This window comes from Arcicella rigui, assembly GCF_034929435.1.
Taxonomy (GTDB): Bacteria; Bacteroidota; Bacteroidia; order Cytophagales; family Spirosomataceae; genus Arcicella; species Arcicella rigui.
Window position 1 is genome coordinate 1 of record NZ_JAYFUM010000002.1, and the last position, 16,133, is coordinate 16,133.

General features: G+C 34.3%; 14 protein-coding genes. 7 read left to right on the plus strand and 7 right to left on the minus strand.

What is annotated here, in order from left to right; genetic code table 11:
- The 5 genes from VB248_RS02025 to VB248_RS02045 all read left to right on the plus strand — a co-directional run.
- The coding region (locus tag VB248_RS02025) for a hypothetical protein (RefSeq protein ID WP_323295061.1) at positions 1–204 on the plus strand (204 nt) is incomplete at its 5' end.
- Between the two features lie 476 nt (positions 205–680).
- Entirely contained in the window at positions 681–1,316 is a 636-nt protein-coding gene (locus VB248_RS02030; RefSeq protein ID WP_323295062.1) for a response regulator transcription factor, read from the plus strand.
- Between the two features lie 11 nt (positions 1,317–1,327).
- Positions 1,328–1,726, plus strand: coding sequence for a response regulator (locus VB248_RS02035; protein WP_323295063.1), 399 nt, complete (start codon positions 1,328–1,330; stop codon positions 1,724–1,726).
- Positions 1,727–3,628, plus strand: a complete 1,902-nt coding sequence (locus VB248_RS02040) for a sensor histidine kinase (RefSeq protein ID WP_323295064.1) — start codon at positions 1,727–1,729, stop codon at positions 3,626–3,628.
- Entirely contained in the window at positions 3,621–4,712 is a 1,092-nt protein-coding gene (locus VB248_RS02045; protein WP_323295065.1) for an ATP-binding response regulator, read from the plus strand. Before VB248_RS02040 ends, VB248_RS02045 begins: the two co-directional genes overlap by 8 nt.
- 2 nt (positions 4,713–4,714) lie before the next feature.
- Here the strand turns inward: VB248_RS02045 and VB248_RS02050 are convergent, their stop codons facing one another.
- Positions 4,715–6,349, minus strand: a complete 1,635-nt coding sequence (locus tag VB248_RS02050) for a M1 family metallopeptidase (RefSeq protein ID WP_323295066.1) — start codon at positions 6,347–6,349, stop codon at positions 4,715–4,717.
- A 164-nt stretch (positions 6,350–6,513) separates the two neighbouring features.
- Positions 6,514–7,452: a hydrogen peroxide-inducible genes activator gene (locus VB248_RS02055; protein WP_323295067.1), complete on the minus strand. Its 939-nt coding sequence runs from the start codon at positions 7,450–7,452 to the stop codon at positions 6,514–6,516.
- A gap of 196 nt (positions 7,453–7,648) precedes the next feature.
- Here VB248_RS02055 and VB248_RS02060 point away from each other — a divergent pair, with 196 nt between their 5' ends.
- Complete coding sequence (locus VB248_RS02060) at positions 7,649–8,191, plus strand: peroxiredoxin (RefSeq protein WP_323295068.1); 543 nt, start codon at positions 7,649–7,651, stop codon at positions 8,189–8,191.
- A 70-nt stretch (positions 8,192–8,261) separates the two neighbouring features.
- Positions 8,262–8,846, plus strand: coding sequence for a carboxymuconolactone decarboxylase family protein (locus VB248_RS02065; RefSeq protein WP_323295069.1), 585 nt, complete (start codon positions 8,262–8,264; stop codon positions 8,844–8,846).
- A 64-nt stretch (positions 8,847–8,910) separates the two neighbouring features.
- Here the strand turns inward: VB248_RS02065 and VB248_RS02070 are convergent, their stop codons facing one another.
- The 5 genes from VB248_RS02070 to VB248_RS02090 form a co-directional block, all read right to left on the minus strand.
- Entirely contained in the window at positions 8,911–9,939 is a 1,029-nt protein-coding gene (locus tag VB248_RS02070; RefSeq protein ID WP_323295070.1) for a hypothetical protein, read from the minus strand.
- Positions 9,940–10,094: 155 nt separating this feature from the next.
- Positions 10,095–11,498: an MBOAT family O-acyltransferase gene (locus VB248_RS02075; RefSeq protein ID WP_323295071.1), complete on the minus strand. Its 1,404-nt coding sequence runs from the start codon at positions 11,496–11,498 to the stop codon at positions 10,095–10,097.
- Position 11,499: 1 nt separating this feature from the next.
- Complete coding sequence (locus VB248_RS02080) at positions 11,500–14,142, minus strand: hypothetical protein (protein ID WP_323295072.1); 2,643 nt, start codon at positions 14,140–14,142, stop codon at positions 11,500–11,502.
- Between the two features lie 32 nt (positions 14,143–14,174).
- Entirely contained in the window at positions 14,175–15,281 is a 1,107-nt protein-coding gene (gene glf, locus VB248_RS02085) for a UDP-galactopyranose mutase (protein ID WP_323295073.1), read from the minus strand.
- The gene (locus VB248_RS02090; protein WP_323295074.1) at positions 15,278–16,039 is read right to left on the minus strand and encodes a glycosyltransferase family 2 protein; all 762 of its coding nucleotides are present in this window, start codon (positions 16,037–16,039) and stop codon (positions 15,278–15,280) included. The genes glf and VB248_RS02090 overlap by 4 nt, the downstream gene beginning before the upstream one ends.
- Between the last annotated feature and the right edge of the window lie 94 nt (positions 16,040–16,133).

Sequence of the window (16,133 nt, forward strand, 5' to 3'; positions counted from 1 at the left end):
GACTTATCCATAAAAATGACAATTATTGTTCCTAAGTTATTTAAAGTTTTTTGTTGGGGCTTTGATTTTTTAAAAAATCAAAGCCCCAACAAAACTTACACAACTAAAGGGAGGGTGCCTAATTATCAAATAATTAATATAAAATTATTTGACAATGGTGCTGTATTATTGAAAATATCACTGAATATTCAATTGTTACTTTGACTTTCATTCTTTTTAGAAAGGTTAAATTTTAGTTTAGATGAAATTGTGCCATTAATTTGGATTTATTCTAAATACAGATGATATTTCATTGATTGTGTCAGGAGTTGTACAATTTCAAAGTAAACTTTAGAGATTTTAAATTTAACAGGTGTGATAAGTAAAAACCCCTAATTTAAGGGATTGTTGCTTACGATAAAAAGTAACAATTTTGCACTGTCAAGTTTATAACCTAACCGCTCTCGATTATAGCATAAACCGCCACTTCTGCTATTCAAAAAATAAGCTTGTATAATTTAATTAGTCCAGTTGGTAGTGATAACCGTCATTATTACTACCATTCTTATGTCGTATTATTGTCTTCAAACAATCATATATTTCTGTATTTATCTACTATGATTTTTGCATTCTAAGCTGATTAATTATATATATTCTTATCTTTATGATTATATACTTAGAAGAACACAAAAGATAAAAACATGGGAATCAAAATTGGTATTATTGAAGATGATTTAATCCTTAGAAAGAATATTGAGGCTTTTTTTTCAATTACGAGGGATATGGAAATCAGCTTTTCTGTCAATAGTATTGAAAATTTTTTAGCAATCAGTAACTCTTTGGCTTTCGGTTCATATTTAGTGCTGGTGGATATTGGCTTGCCTGGGGTTTCGGGAATTGAAGGCATAAGCGTGGTGCGTAAAACTATTCCTGATGCACATATTATTATGATAAGTGGCTCGAGTAGTGAAGAATCTATTTGGCAATCTGTAAAAGCGGGTGCAAATGGTTATTTACTTAAACCGCTTAGTTTGGATAAATTAGCCGAACAAATTGAAATTGTAAAAAATAATGGGGCTTTAATTTCTCCGGAAGTTGCTTCCATTCTATTTTCAAAAATTTCACATTCAGAAGAAGACAAACTTACTTCTCTCAGAAAAAGATTAACCAAACGAGAACTCGAAGTAGTTGATTATTTACTGAAAGGGATGTCTTATAAGGAGATTGCTAATAAACTTTTTATAAGTTATTCTACTGTAAATGACCATGTTAAGAAAATATATTCAAAATTAGAAATCAATTCAAAAGGCGAACTTTTGGCTCTCTTTATCAATTAAAACAAATTATAATGGTGAATTTTCAGCAGGCTATACTTATAGTTGATGACGAATTTTTAAACAGGTTTTTACTTCGTAAATTTTTAGCTGACTTAGATTTCCCTTTAGCTGAAGTTGAGAATGGCGAGGATGCCATTGATTGGATTAAGAATTCAGATTATACTCAAGTAATAATTCTTTTGGATTTGAATATGCCTGTAATGGATGGCTTTGAGGTCATTAATTATCTACAAACCAATTCAAGTGAATTTGCCGACAAGCAAATAGAAATTATTATTGTTTCCGCCTCTGAGTTCAGTGATTTTAGTAAAAAAATGCCTGATGCTAAAATCGTTGATTTTCTTCGGAAACCGTGTACCAAAGTCGCTATTCATAATTCAATCAACAAAGCCCTTGAAAATTTTAAGTAAATGATTACAAAAGAAGATAGTTTGGTACACAAACTGAATTTTATTCTTAATAAAATTCCTTTCGCTGTACTTTTGGAAGATAGCAACCGCCGCTTACAATTTACGAATCAAAATTTTTGTCAACTATTCAATATTGAAGCAAAACCTGAACAAATGGTTGGTTTCAATTGTGCCGAGGCTGCTGAAATTGTTGCTCCTTTATTTAAAAATCCAGAAGAGTTTTTAAACAGAATTGATGAAATTCTTGAGAAAAAGGTTGCTGTAAATCAAGAAGTGATAGAATTGGCAAATGGTAAAGTTTTCTTACGAGATTACTTGCCAATCTTCAATGATGAGGTTTTTGAAGGGCAGGTTTGGATTTACTATGACTATACTTCAACTCGTAGAATGGAATATGAAAACATTCGCCATAAAGAATTTTATGAACGAATTCTACATAATATACCTGCTGATATTGCTGTATTCGATAAAAATCATCGCTATACTTTTGTCAATAAAATCGCAATTAAAGATGATATTATTCGTGAGTGGATTATCGGCAAAGATGATTTTGAATACATTCAACTCAAAGAAAAAGATATAAATATTGCTAAAGTAAGAAGGGCTTTATTTAATACAGTTATTCAAGAAAAAAATCCACAAGAATTTGTTGAGGAAAATATTAAAAAAGACGGCGACGTTCAGTTCAATTTACGCAGAATGCAGCCATTTTTTACTGAACAAGGTGAGGTTGATTATGTTGTAGGGTATGGTATGGATATTACATCTATTAAAAAAGCGGAGGAGTATATTCGCAGAAAAGAACAAAATTTTGCTCAAATCCCCGATATGCTCAGTATCGTGGTGGTTATTATTGATAAAGCACTGAATATAGTTTTTGCCAATTCTTCATTTGAGTCTGTGTTTGGCTATCCACCTTCTGAGATTATTGGTAAAAAAATTGAGGAGATTGCTCTTTCTGATATGGTTTCGATACGCAGAGATATTGAATTGTATGAAACTAATGCCATCACCGAAGATGCACCAAAAGAGTTTCAGTTCAAAGATAAGTATGGTTCTACGAAGTATCTGACTTATTCTCTTATGCCTTACGAGCGTGCAGATGTAGCCGAAACAAATTATGCTTTATTTTTCAATGATGTTACTGACCAGCATTTAGCTGTTTCTGAACTTCAAAAAATCATTGAAAAAGAAAGAAGATTGAACGAACTAAAATCTGGTTTTGTGAATATTGTCTCGCATGAGATGCGTACTCCACTTTCAGTGATTCAATCGAGTGCACAAATCTTAGAATTACTCAATGGTGCAGACAGAGTAACTAAAGAATTACTCACGCTTCATACCAACAGAATTGTGAGTGAAGTAGGAGGGATGGAAAATTTGATGGAAGAATTACTGTTGGTTAGTAAAATTGAAAGTGGCAAAATTGAGTTTAAGCCTTTTCCACAAAATTTATCAAGCTTTGTAAAAACCCTGCTTTTTGAAAGATATTCGCCTTACAACGACGGGCGTTATATGAGATTTGAGGAAAGAGGAACGCTAAGAGAGTTGGCATTTGATAGAGTAATGATGCAACATATCTTGAATAATGTGATTAATAATGCCTTTAAATATTCGAGTGGTAGAAAACCTCCAGTCATTCGACTACGCTATGGCATCAATAAAATATCAATAATTGTGATGGATTTTGGGATTGGAATCCCTGAAAAAGATAGACAAAATCTGTTCAAAGCGTTCTCAAGAGCTTCTAATGTCGATGGTATTAAAGGTACTGGATTAGGGCTTTTGGTGGTGAAATATTTCTTGGAGTTCCATCAAGCAAAACTCAGATTTAAAACAAAAGTCAATACTGGTACTTGTATTATTATTGACATGATCGAAAACCCCGCTTTAGATGTATAAGATTGTTTTAATTGAAGACGACATTGTTTTAGCAGAAAACACCAAAACTATTCTTGAAATTCATGGATTTAGTTGTTCTGTTGCTCATAAAGGTCAATTAGGAATTGAGTTGGTGCAAACGACTTGCCCAGATATTGTCGTTTGCGACATTATGCTTGATGAAATTGATGGTTTTGAGGTACTAAACCAAATTCGTGCTTTAGAACAATTTATTCATTTACCTTTTATTTTTCTGACTGCTCGGGCAGATTTTATGGATAAAAGAAGAGGTATGAATTCGGGAGCAGATGATTTCTTGACGAAGCCTTTCATGGCTAAGGATTTGGTCGAAACTATTAAGTCTCGTCTGACGATTAGTTCTCAGAAAAAAGAATCTGTGGTAAACGAAATCAAGAAAAATGCAGTCGATATTTTCTTTAGTGTTTCCAGTAAAGAGTATTTACATCCACTCGACAACATCGTAAATCTGAGCGATTCAGCGATTAATCAATTAAAAAATCAGGAGTATTCCAATGTCTTGAATTTACTTACCGACATTAGTAATGCTGGCAGAAGAGTACTTGATACCACCCACAAACTACTTTTTTACAACCAATTGGCCAATAATATTAATCCTTGGGCAAAACCTGTAAACAGTGGAATGGTTAATATTAAAGAGATTCAGAACAATGTTTTGCTTGAACTCAAACAAAGATTTCCGAAAAAAGTATTGATAGAATTCAAATCGAACCTTAATACTTTGAACGGCTATGATGAAAAATGGGTGAAATTTCTATTTACAGAATTGTATCAAAACTTGTTTCAATACGCTGATATTTCTTACAAAGCTTTTTCTGATACTCGTCTCGAAAGCGATAAGTTTGTCTTGATTCTTAGAAATCATTATCAAGGAAATTATGCTTTCGAGACTGATGACATCACTCCATTTTTTCAAGCTGATAGAAGTAGCAAAGAAATGGAAAATATTGGTTTGGGTTTATACATTATCAAACAATGGATTGATTCAATCAATGGTACATTTAAAGTAAAAGCCCATAACAATTTGTTTGAAGTTGTGATAAAAATCCCCGTGAGTATCGTTTAATGTTAGATTTTTTTCAGATTTACATAAAAATTCTCGTCCACTTTTAGTTCAGTTCCCGTAATACCTGAGCTTTTCCATTCAGTTGTTGGGTAAATAAACTGAAAGCTTTCGCTGGGTTTGGCTACTTTTACAGGCATATCAAAGCCTGCAATGCAATTTGTCCAACGATATGAAATTACGCCATTTTCAGATTTATATTCTAAAGTTGGAATAGCTGTATTTCGCAAATATTGGTCGAATACTTTTTGTAAATTTACGCCTGCTTCTTTGCTGACATAATTTTCAATTTGTTGCGTTTCTACGGTTTGGTGATAGAAAGTACGATTCAGTCCTACTAAAATTCCTCTCCATTTTTCATCATCATTCACAATCTGACGAATGGTATGAAGCATATTTCCACCTTTGTAATACATATCGCCCGAACCTTCGGCATTTACATTGTAGAAACCAATGATAGGTTCACGATTTTGAATTAATTTTCTTGTACCAATTACATAAGCCGCACCTGCTTCTTTTCCATAATAATATTCAGTATAAAGGTTTTCAGAGTAGTTTGTGAAACTCTCATGAATCCACATATCGGCGATGTCTTTATAAGTAATATTATTGGCAAACCACTCGTGTCCAGACTCATGAATGATGATAAAATCCCATTTCGTTCCCCAGCCTGTTCTTGATAAATCTCTGCCCAAATAGCCATTTTGAAACTTGTTGCCATAAGTCACTGAACTTTGGTGTTCCATGCCTAAATACGGTACTTGTACCAATTTGTAACCATCTTCATAAAATGGATAAGGCCCAAACCAATGTTCAAAAGCCTTGAGCATCATCGGTACTTGCTTGAATTGTACTTTGGCTTTTTCGAGGTCTTCTGGCAAAACGTAATAGTTGCAGTCTAAAACGCCTTTCAAACCTTCAAACTTTTCTGAAAAGTGAACATAATTACCAATGTTTACATTTACACCATAATTATTGATTGGATTAGCCACAAACCAATGAAAAGTATGCGTATCATCTTTGTTTTCAGTTACTTTTCTTAATCTACCATTTGAAACATCTGTAAGATTTTTCGGTATTGTCACCGAAATAGCCATACTGTCGGGTTCGTCGTACATGTGGTCTTTGCAAGGCCACCAAAGGCTTGCCCCAATTCCTTGGCATGAAGTAGCAATAAACCAATTGCCAGCAGTATCTTTTTTCCAAGAAAAACCGCCATCCCAAGGAGCATTTTTGGCTGGACGAGGTTTCCCTTCATAATACACAAGGATTGATTCCTGTTTACCGATTACTTGTTTTTTATTCAGTGTAATAAAGAACGCATTGCCATCTCTACGAAATTTTAGGGCTTTGCCGTCTTGTGTTACTTTTGTGATTTTGAGAGGATTCTGCAAATCAATTTGTATCGACTGTGAAGCTTTGAGTACTTTATAAACCACCAAATTATTGCCTGAAATGCTACTGTCTTTAGGTTCAACTTTTAGACTGAGGTGATAAAATTTTAAATCCCACCAAATACGTTCAGGTGTAATACTTCCTCTGAGCGTATCTTGATGCGTAAAAGTGGGCTGATGATTTAGAAGTTGAGAAAATCCGCAAAAACTATAAAGCCAAAAGCAGATGCAAAGTATTTTTTTCATGGAATTATTGAATGTTGATTTTTTATGAAGCTCGCAAGATACAAGATAATTTAGAGTTATGAATGAGGAGTTGTGAATTTTGAAATTTAAAATATACGAATTCAACATTTTAGGCAAGGATAAATTTTAATTCATCATTCATCACTCATCATTCACAATTTCTTTCATCCTACTTCAACAATATTTCTCTTTTTCTCAACGGATAATTCTTTTGGAATAGCCGCCAAAATACTTTCCTTCAAAGCTTTCAAAATTCCCAGCTTTGCAAAGTTTTTATGTGCAACCAAACTTACTTCACGCACTGGTGCAGGCGATTTGAAATGACGAATCAGATTCAATCTGTCTTCATCAAAATCCATCGTTGCCAGTTCTGGTAAAATTGTAATGCCTTGATTTCTTTCAACCATTTTCCGAAGTGTTTCCAAACTTCCTGCTTGGTACTCAAACTGATTTCTACCGATTGATTTTCTCTTCAACTCACAAAGGTTTTCAATCTGCGAACGCAAGCAATGTCCTTCTTCCAAAAGCCATAATTCTTTGGGATTAATGTCTTCTGAAAGAGCATATTTTTTCTGATAAATCGCATTTTCCTTTGATACATAAAGTACCAATTCTTCGTAATAAATAGGATACTCAACAATATTAGGCTGTTGCAAGGGCGTAGCGATTAAGCCCAAATCAAAATCATCATTTTTTAATCCGTGAATAATTCTGTCGGTGGTAAGTTCTTTGATTTTTAATTCAACATTGGGATATTTTTCCAAGAAACTTGCCAAAAATAGAGGCAACAAGTAAGGAGCAATCGTTGGAATTACACCCAAACGAACTTCGCCACTTACGTCATTTTTGCCCGAATTTACGGTTTCTTTGATTTTATAAAACTCAGCAATGGTAATGCGTGCTTGCTGAATTATTTCTAAACCGATTTGGGTGGTAACAACTGGCTGGCGACTTCTATCGAAAATTTTTACGCCTAATTCGTCTTCTAATTTTTGGATTTGCATACTCAAAGTAGGCTGAGTAACAAAACAACTGTCTGCCGCTTGCACAAAATTTCTGTGATTTTCCACAGCGATTACATACTCTAATTGGGTAATTGTCATAAGCTTAAATTACGTTATAAAGAATCTCTATGTAAATATCAATATTATCAATTTGTTTACAAAACATTTAGTTAGCAACTTTGTAACGAAATAAAAAATATTACTTTTCAAATAGGAAAATGATTTAAATCATTTCTGATAAGGATAAAATTGTATAATTTCAATATTTAATATAAATACTTAAAATCATAAAATCATGTTATCATTAGGTTCAATTTTCCCAAAATTCCAAAAAACTGCTGTTGTTTCTCTTGAAAAAGGAAAAGAGTTTCACGAAATTACTTCTGAAGATCACAAAAATGCAGATAAATGGATGGTAATGTTCTGGTGGCCAAAAGACTTTACTTTTGTGTGTCCTACTGAAATTGCTGCTTTTAATGACAAATTTGATGACTTCTCTGACCGTGATGCTTTCTTAATCGGTGCTTCAACTGACTCTGAGTTCGTTCACTTAGCTTGGAGAAACAACCATGATGACCTTCGTGGATTAAAATTCCCAATGTTGGCTGATACTTCTAAATCTTTAGCTGAAGAATTAGGTATTTTAGAAGCTAACGAAAAAATCGCTTACCGTGTTACTTATATCGTTGACCCACAAGGCGTAATTCGTTGGGTTTGTGCTAACGATTTATCAGTTGGTCGTAACGTTGACGAAGTTTTAAGAGTATTAGACGCTCTTCAAACAGACGAACTTTGTCCATGTAACTGGAAACAAGGCGAAGAAACTTTGTCAGTATAATCCTTATTTTGATATGTCATTGAGGGTAATTTCTCAATGACATACCTTTACACTCCTCCAAATTAAAATCATGTTCGGAACAGTTAGTGAAACAAAAAAAAATCTGTTGGCAGAAGTAAATCTTCCAGCGGCTTTTGAAAGTATATTCCTCGACCGTCTAAATGCTCTTGACCATCGTTATATCAAAGACCTTAAAATCAATGTTTCAAATGCTTTGAAAGCTCAGACTTTGAAAGAAAAAGAGGCAGTTTTATTGGCTTTGTCGGTGGCTATCAACGAGAAATCGACTACTTTAATTTCGTCTTTAGAAGAATTAGCAAAAAGCAAAGGAGCAGAAGAAAAAGAACTTTTAGAAGTAGCTGCTTGCGTTTCTTTAATGAATGCCAACAATGTATTGTATCGTTTCCGTCACTTTATGGACAAAGAAACTTACAATAATATTCCAGCAGGTGTTAGAATGTCGATTATGATGAACCCTGTTTTAGGAAAAGAATTTTTTGAATTATTGAGCTTGGTAATTTCTGCGATTAATGGTTGCGAAATGTGTGTTACTTCACACGAAGCATCTGTAAAATCTCATGGAGCAAGCGAACAGCGTATATTTGATGCCGTTCGATTAGGAGCTGTTATCAAAAGCTTTATTACTTTATTGTAAGATTTACAAGACATAAAAACTACCGCAGAACGAGAGTCGAACGAAAGTTTGGCTCTTTGTTTTTTTAGTTCTTTTTAGAATTAATGAGCTGATTCACAATGCCTAACCATAAATCTCTTCCTTCACAATTCCAATGTGTATCACTTTTTAAATAATACTTTTCAGGATATTGCTTGAAAAGCTGATAAGCATCAATCACAGGAATGTTAAGTTTTGGGTTTGTCTGAATTCTTTCAATTAAATGGTTATAATTTCCCAAATCTGGCGATTGCAAACTTACTTTATTCGGAATTATCGAAAGATATACTTCATCAAAACCAGCCTTTAAATACTTTTCTCTACTGTTGTTTGCGTGCGTCACAAAAGTATCAATCTGAGCCTCCGTAACTGGAAAAAACGAAGAGCGACCATGAGTACTATCGGCTTCTTCAAAATAAAATAAATGTTTTTGGTTTTTTGAAAGAATAACTTTTGGTTCAATTCTGTTGAAAATGGCTAAATTCATTTTGGCTTTCAACTCACGAAACCACAAGAAAAAATCGTAGTTAAACAATGTATGTTCTAAACGTTCTTCTGTTCCTGCGGGGAATGCAATGCTTTTTATTTTATCCCATTTTTGCGTTAAGTTTTGTCTGAAAGTAAAGTGCTGAGGTGTTTCGTTTTCTACCAAAGCTTCTGTCTGAAAATTATTGGCATCTTGCGAAAGATGTTCTTTGGTGGCTCTTTCTACCGATTCTAAAATTAAAATATTCTTTTTTGTACTGTCCAATTGAATGTGCTTGAGATTCGCCCAATGCACATACTGATATTTTTCAGCCTGAAAATCGCTTTCATTTACTCTTTGTTCTTCGGTAAAACTGTCGCCAATGATGTACAAATGAACGGGTAATTTTGGACTTTGTGATGAAGCGTTTTTGTGACAATCAATGGCTTTTTCTTTGAATTGTGGTAAATAGGAAAGTCTGTATAAATCGCCATTACGGTAATCGTCAGGAAATAATTTTGTGCTTGAATAAATGGCAGGAAAGTAGGCTTGCAGCCACAAAAAAATGGCTAACAAGAGTACAGAATATTTTAAAACACTTTTTAACATAAGAAATTTTTTGAATTCGGATATGTGATTTCGGATTTCGGATTTCTGCTTTTGGACATCGGATTTCGGATGATATTTTTCTAAAATCAGATGTCCCAAATCCCAAATCTGACATCCCAAATCCGAAATCCGATGTCCGACATCCGAAAGCTTTTCTAAAATTGAAAATAAATAAAATTATTGGTGTTGAAAACGCCAAAGAAGTAAACCAAAATCATTATCAGCGAAATCATTCCGTAAAATTTTATGGTATTTTGGGTTGAAATATAAAAGTACTTGATTTCCTTCCAAAGCAATAAACCAATTAATCCAAGCGAAAAAGCCATTTCTACGCCATTTAAAGGCGTTTGAAGGTTGTCGATAGGAGAGAAGAGTAACATTTTTTTGATAATCAAAAAAGCATCATGTGTGTCTTTTGCTCTGAAAAATACCCAAGCGAACATCACAAGTATAAAGGTTGAAACAAGATTTAAGGCTTTGCCAAAAGTGTTTTCGGGCAAAGACATTTTCGGAAAATACTTGTTTCGGACAGCCGCCACGATTAAATAAAAACCATGCAAAGAACCCCAAATAACAAAGGTCCACTGAGCTCCATGCCATAAACCACTCACCATAAAAACAATAAATTGGTTGAGGTATCTTCGCCATTCAGCTACACGATTTCCACCCAGAGGAATGTACAAATAATCTCTGAACCAAGTTGAAAGTGAAATATGCCAGCGTCTCCAAAATTCTGAAATGGAAGTAGAAAAATATGGACTTTTAAAGTTTTCCATCAATTCAAAGCCCATTACTCTGGCAGAACCCAAAGCAATTTCTGAATATCCCGAAAAGTCACAGTAAATCTGAAAAGTATAGAAAAAAGTAGCGACTAACAGCGAAAGTCCATTCTTTTCGTTTGGGTCTTTATAAGCATAATCTACAACCATCGCCAGTCGGTCGGCAATGACCACTTTTTTGAATAAACCCCAAGCCATCATCATCAAGCCACTTTTTACTTTTTCCCAATCATACTGATGTGTTTCATGGAATTGATGCAATACATTTTGTGGTCTCTCGATTGGCCCAGCGACCAATTGCGGATAAAACATCACGTAAAGGGCATAAATTCCAAAATGTCTTTCAGCTTTTTGGTTGCCACGATATACTTCAATCGTATAACTCATGGCTTGAAAAGTATGAAACGATAAACCAATGGGCAATAAGATTTTTAGATAAGGGGCAGGGTTATGAATGTGAAACATCCATAATAAATGCGTAAGATTTGTATTGAAAAAATTATAATATTTAAACAAAGCCAAAATCCCAATATTAGAAATCAAACTGACGATGAGTATGAGTTTTTTATTTGGCCCATGCGTTTTTTCAAGATAAATCCCTGCGATGTAGTCAATGATGATGGTGAGTAATAGGATTAAAATATAAATTGGCATGAAAACCATGTAGAAATAACAGCTTGCCAATAATAATAAACGCCAACGACCACTCCAACCCAAAGACCAATAGCCAAGCGTGACGATGATAAAGAAAATTAAAAAATGAATGGAATTAAAAATCATATTAACGAAGTTTCACCGACCAAGTTTCCAACGCAGTAGGTGTTGTGATGTTCATAATTAATTTTTGATAAGATTCAGAATACGTAATTACTGGAAGATGAATAGATTCTATGGCTTTACCACCGATGTATTCGCCTTTCTCATCAAAAAAACGATAATTTGTATAAGCATTTGTAAGAGCGAAGAATTTCCCACCAATACCCAAATTGTAATATTTCAAACGTTTTACGCCAAAAGTAGCTTCTTTGATGGTAAACATTTCCTTTTCAGTTTTGTCTATTACCACCACATTTTTGCCGTCGCTTCGCATAATTACCCAATCGCTATTGCGTTCGTCGGGACAAAGAAAAAATTTAGTTTCGCTATCCGGACGAAGTAATTGTCTTTTTTCAATGATTTTTCCCGAAATCCCAATTTTGAAAAGTTCTCCATTTTCACTTAAAACGTTAATGGCAATTTGATTGCCCGAACCTTCAAGAAAAGCTGGACTATTAATATTGCGATTCAGTGAAACAGGGAAACCTTCGGCAGTTTTGCCTTTGGCATTTTGCAAGGTTAATTTCCCTTTTTTATCCAAAAGTACTGCATACTCTGTTCCTTTCAGAATGACCGTAGAAAGTGGCGTAATGTACTGATTTGAAGTATTGTCTTTAAAGCCTGCTTTGAGCGTTTCTGAAGATTTACTAATTTTAAAACTTTCACCGTTTTCGGCAAAAAGCGTTAGATTTTCGTTGGCATCGCCTTCTTCATTGAAAATCAAAAAGTCTTTCAATCGCAAACTTTTTGGATTCTGGATTTCGGTAATCTCAAAAGTATTTTGAATTCTGCTGAGTATGTAAGCCTTATTTGTCGTCACAACCAAGTATTGTGTTTGGTTGCTTGGTAAAAATTTCACAGTTTTTACATTGCCAATCAGTTTTCCTGAAAGTTCATGCTTCCAAACACTTTTGTTATCAACAATAAAATGGAGTACTTTATCATCACTTTGGGCAAAAATCTCCTGCTTGTTATGATTATTCAAATAGCTTGGTTTGGCTGCACTGATTAAAGGAATACTTGTTAATTTCAACCATTTATTAGTGTATTTAAGAGGTGCTTGCGACAATGATAAATTCTTTATTAAATACAATTTGCTTTCATTGGGCATTACCTGATAAATACTTGCTTCTACTTGGTTGATGGCATTTTCTTCTTTTGTGATTTTATTCACCCAATTATTGATAAAAGACTTTTTTAAGCCCGTTAAAGCTCTGTTAGTTTCGGCAATTAGCGTCAAATTAGCGGGGCTTGTCTGCTTAACAATCGCTTGATTTTTACTTGAGTTACTCCAAACATCACCTTTACTGAGCGTCACCAAATAGCTTTGCATGGCAGTCAGACTATTCGTCAAAATCAAGTGATTTTTATATTCTGTAAAGTAACACTCATCAAAACCTGCAAAACCTTCGCCAAATGCCATACTTGGGAATTCACGAATTCCTAATGAATGAATGGTATAAGCTCCAAAGGAAAGGCTAAAAACATTGGCAGCTCTTTTTTTGGCAACTTCCTTGGCGATTTCTTCTAAAGGATAATACAGTTGTTGATTTTTGAGAATGAGTACTTTTCCTGCAAAAGTGGCGTTGCCTTCATCAAAACCAGCCAGAATGATTTCGTCTTGTAATTTTTGATAAATTTTTGAAAAATCTACTTTAAATTCATCAATCACCGTATTGCGTAAATCATTCAAGTGTTCGCTTTTTTTGATGTATTTTTCAACACCTTCTTCAAAAAGTTTATTATCAGAAACCGCAAAGTGTAATACAAAAGCAGAAGTGTTTGGAATCAGATTCAAACTGCTGATTTTGGCAGGTACTTGTCCTAAAAAAAGCTTTGATGAAAATGCTTCGCCTTTGGCTTCTAAAGTAGTTTTGGTAGTTACAAAATCAGTGAATTGTTCAGAAAGTAAATGCACAAACTGACTGGCAGGCGAGTTTTTTTCTAAAGAAATAGTGTTGATAAATTTGGCAATAGCTTGTCTGTTGAGATAAGTAGCGTTAAAAACACCCTCGCTGTGATTATTGATTTTGCCCGTAAGTCCTTTTATCCAAGTATTTCCACGGGGAAGAATTGCTTCTTCCAATATCAAACTTGAAGAGCTGAAAATCAGGAAATTATCTTGAATAATAAATGAAAAAACAGATTTTGCAGAAGCGTCTATCACTTCTGCAATTTTGTAGCCTTGTGTGGTATGATAAATAATTCTGTTGCCAGAAATATTATTTTTTAGCGTTTCGAATTTATCTAACAAAGACTGGTCGTCGCTGTTTAGCGGAAGGTAATTTACAAAATTCAAATCATCTTTGGCTTCGGCAATGAGGGCAAAATAGAGGGTTTTATGAGCTAATATTTTTTTGATTTCAGCATCATTTAGACCGATTTTTTTCAAAACCAAAAACTGATTCCCTACTCTGGAAAGTAAAGGAATATGCGAAATGACGGGCGTTTTTGGATAATTGCTAAACTCATTGCTTTCTAACAACAAAAGTGTATTGTCAGGTACAAATCTGGTAAGAACACTACTATAAAGGCTTTTCTTTTGGTAGAAAAGATAAGCGACGATTCCTATGACGGCAATAGCAAGGAAAAGTAGTGTTTTTTTCATGATAGATGATTTAGATTTCTAAGCTATTTGAATCATTCTCCCAATACATTTTTTACTCTTACCAACGCAGAAGCAACTACTTGGTGCATATCATAATATTTGTATTCAGCCAAACGTCCTCCAAAAATAACATTCTTTTCCTCAAGTGAAAGTGTTCGATAGCGTTTGAACATTTCAGTATTTTTATCGTCGTTGATTGGATAATAAGCCTCCATTCCCGAAGTCCACTCGCAAGGAAATTCTTTGGTTACTACTGTTTTAGCTTGTTTCCCAAATTCAAAATGCTTGTGTTCGATAATGCGAGTATGCGGAATATCCGCTTCGGTATAATTCACAACGGCGTTTCCTTGATAATTCTCTTGGTCGAGTACTTGGTTTTCAAAACGTAAACTTCTGTATTCTAATTTTCCAAAACAGTAATCATAAAACTCGTCGATATGTCCTGTAAAAACGATTTTCTCAGCAATTTCTGTAAACTCCGCTTTGTTTTTGAAAAAATCTACGGAAGTTCTTACTTCAACACCAGCCAAAAGTCCTTCCACTAACTTATTGTAGCCACCGATAGGAATTCCTTGATACTTATCGTTGAAATAATTGTTATCGTAGGTAAAACGCAAAGGCAAACGTTTGATAATAAAAGCTGGAAGTTCTGTGGCTTTTCTGCCCCATTGTTTTTCGGTATAGCCTTTAATCAACTTTTCGTAAATGTCAGTTCCAACCAAAGAAATTGCTTGTTCTTCCAAATTTTGCGGTTCGCTAATGCCCGAAGCTGCTACTTGTTCTCTGATTTTTTCTTGGGCTTCCTGTGGCGTTTTTACTTTCCAAAGCTGATAGAAAGTATTCATGTTGAAAGGCAAATTGTACAATTCGCCTTTGAAATTAGCTAAAGGTGAATTGGTATATCTGTTAAATTCAACAAATGAATTTACATAATCCCAAATATCTTTATCGTTGGTGTGAAAAATATGAGCTCCGTATTTATGGACATTGATGCCTTCGATTTCTTCACAATACACATTTCCGCCTAAGTGCGGACGTTTGTCAATTACTAAGCATTTTTTCCCTTTTTTGGTAGCTTCGTGGGCAAAAACTGCCCCAAATAAACCTGCTCCAACGATTACAAAATCATATTGTTTCATACTTGTACTGGCTGCTGTTTTTTCACATTTCTAATTTTTTCGTTCAAGGTCAATCTGAAATTGAGTAATTCCTTAAACGACTGCCAGCACACTTTTAAAAGTTTCATTTTTCTGATTGAAACTTCGCCAGTTGCTCTTTCTTTGTGTACAATCGGAATATTGAATAATTCTTCGCCTGCTTTTTTTGCCATGATTGCCAAGAAAATATTTGGAGCAAATGGCACCGGATTGGGTAATTGAGCTAATAATTTTCTCAAGAAATTACCTTCAATCAAGCGGAAAGGAATATTTGAGTCCATGATAAAAGTACCATAAACGGCAAACATACTGTATCGTAAAATACGAGTAATAAGAAGGCGGAATGGGTCGTCGTGACGCACTTGGCGATAGCCCAAAATGAAAGAAGACTGATGGCGTTTTTCCCACAAAAGTTTTACGTCTTCTGGAATAAACTGGTCGTCTGAATCCGTTTGGAAAATATATTCAGCACCGATTTCAACGGCTTTTTTATATGCGTGAACTACGGCATTGCCATGTCCACCATTTTTCTGATGTATAACAATGAGTTTTGGATAAAGAGGTTGAATATCGTCAAGGATTTTTCCTGTATTATCTTTTGAACCGTCGTTTACTACAATAAGTCGAGTTTCTTCAGAAGCAAATTCACTGTCTAAGAGGTCTGACCAGATTTTTACTACGTCTGCCATGCAATCTTGTTCATTATAAGCTGGCATGACGATGGCTAATTTAATACTCATTCTTGATGTTGGTAAGGCTGCTATGAGAATACATAGGAAAACTGGAAATTCGACTTAAAATATTCATATTTTTAGAGATTACGCAGTTTCTGAT

Bases quoted from the DNA above. Each gene is read 5' to 3' on its own strand.
- VB248_RS02065 (WP_323295069.1), top strand. From the start codon at position 8,262: ATGTTCGGAACAGTTAGTGAAACAAAAAAAAATCTGTTGGCAGAAGTA.
- VB248_RS02035 (WP_323295063.1), top strand. From the start codon at position 1,328: ATGGTGAATTTTCAGCAGGCTATACTTATAGTTGATGACGAATTTTTA.
- VB248_RS02045 (WP_323295065.1), top strand. From the start codon at position 3,621: ATGTATAAGATTGTTTTAATTGAAGACGACATTGTTTTAGCAGAAAAC.
- glf (WP_323295073.1), bottom strand. From the start codon at position 15,281: ATGAAACAATATGATTTTGTAATCGTTGGAGCAGGTTTATTTGGGGCA.
- VB248_RS02090 (WP_323295074.1), bottom strand. From the start codon at position 16,039: ATGAGTATTAAATTAGCCATCGTCATGCCAGCTTATAATGAACAAGAT.
- VB248_RS02060 (WP_323295068.1), top strand. From the start codon at position 7,649: ATGTTATCATTAGGTTCAATTTTCCCAAAATTCCAAAAAACTGCTGTT.
- VB248_RS02040 (WP_323295064.1), top strand. From the start codon at position 1,727: ATGATTACAAAAGAAGATAGTTTGGTACACAAACTGAATTTTATTCTT.
- VB248_RS02075 (WP_323295071.1), bottom strand. From the start codon at position 11,498: ATGATTTTTAATTCCATTCATTTTTTAATTTTCTTTATCATCGTCACG.
- VB248_RS02080 (WP_323295072.1), bottom strand. From the start codon at position 14,142: ATGAAAAAAACACTACTTTTCCTTGCTATTGCCGTCATAGGAATCGTC.
- VB248_RS02050 (WP_323295066.1), bottom strand. From the start codon at position 6,349: ATGAAAAAAATACTTTGCATCTGCTTTTGGCTTTATAGTTTTTGCGGA.
- VB248_RS02055 (WP_323295067.1), bottom strand. From the start codon at position 7,452: ATGACAATTACCCAATTAGAGTATGTAATCGCTGTGGAAAATCACAGA.
- VB248_RS02070 (WP_323295070.1), bottom strand. From the start codon at position 9,939: ATGTTAAAAAGTGTTTTAAAATATTCTGTACTCTTGTTAGCCATTTTT.
- VB248_RS02030 (WP_323295062.1), top strand. From the start codon at position 681: ATGGGAATCAAAATTGGTATTATTGAAGATGATTTAATCCTTAGAAAG.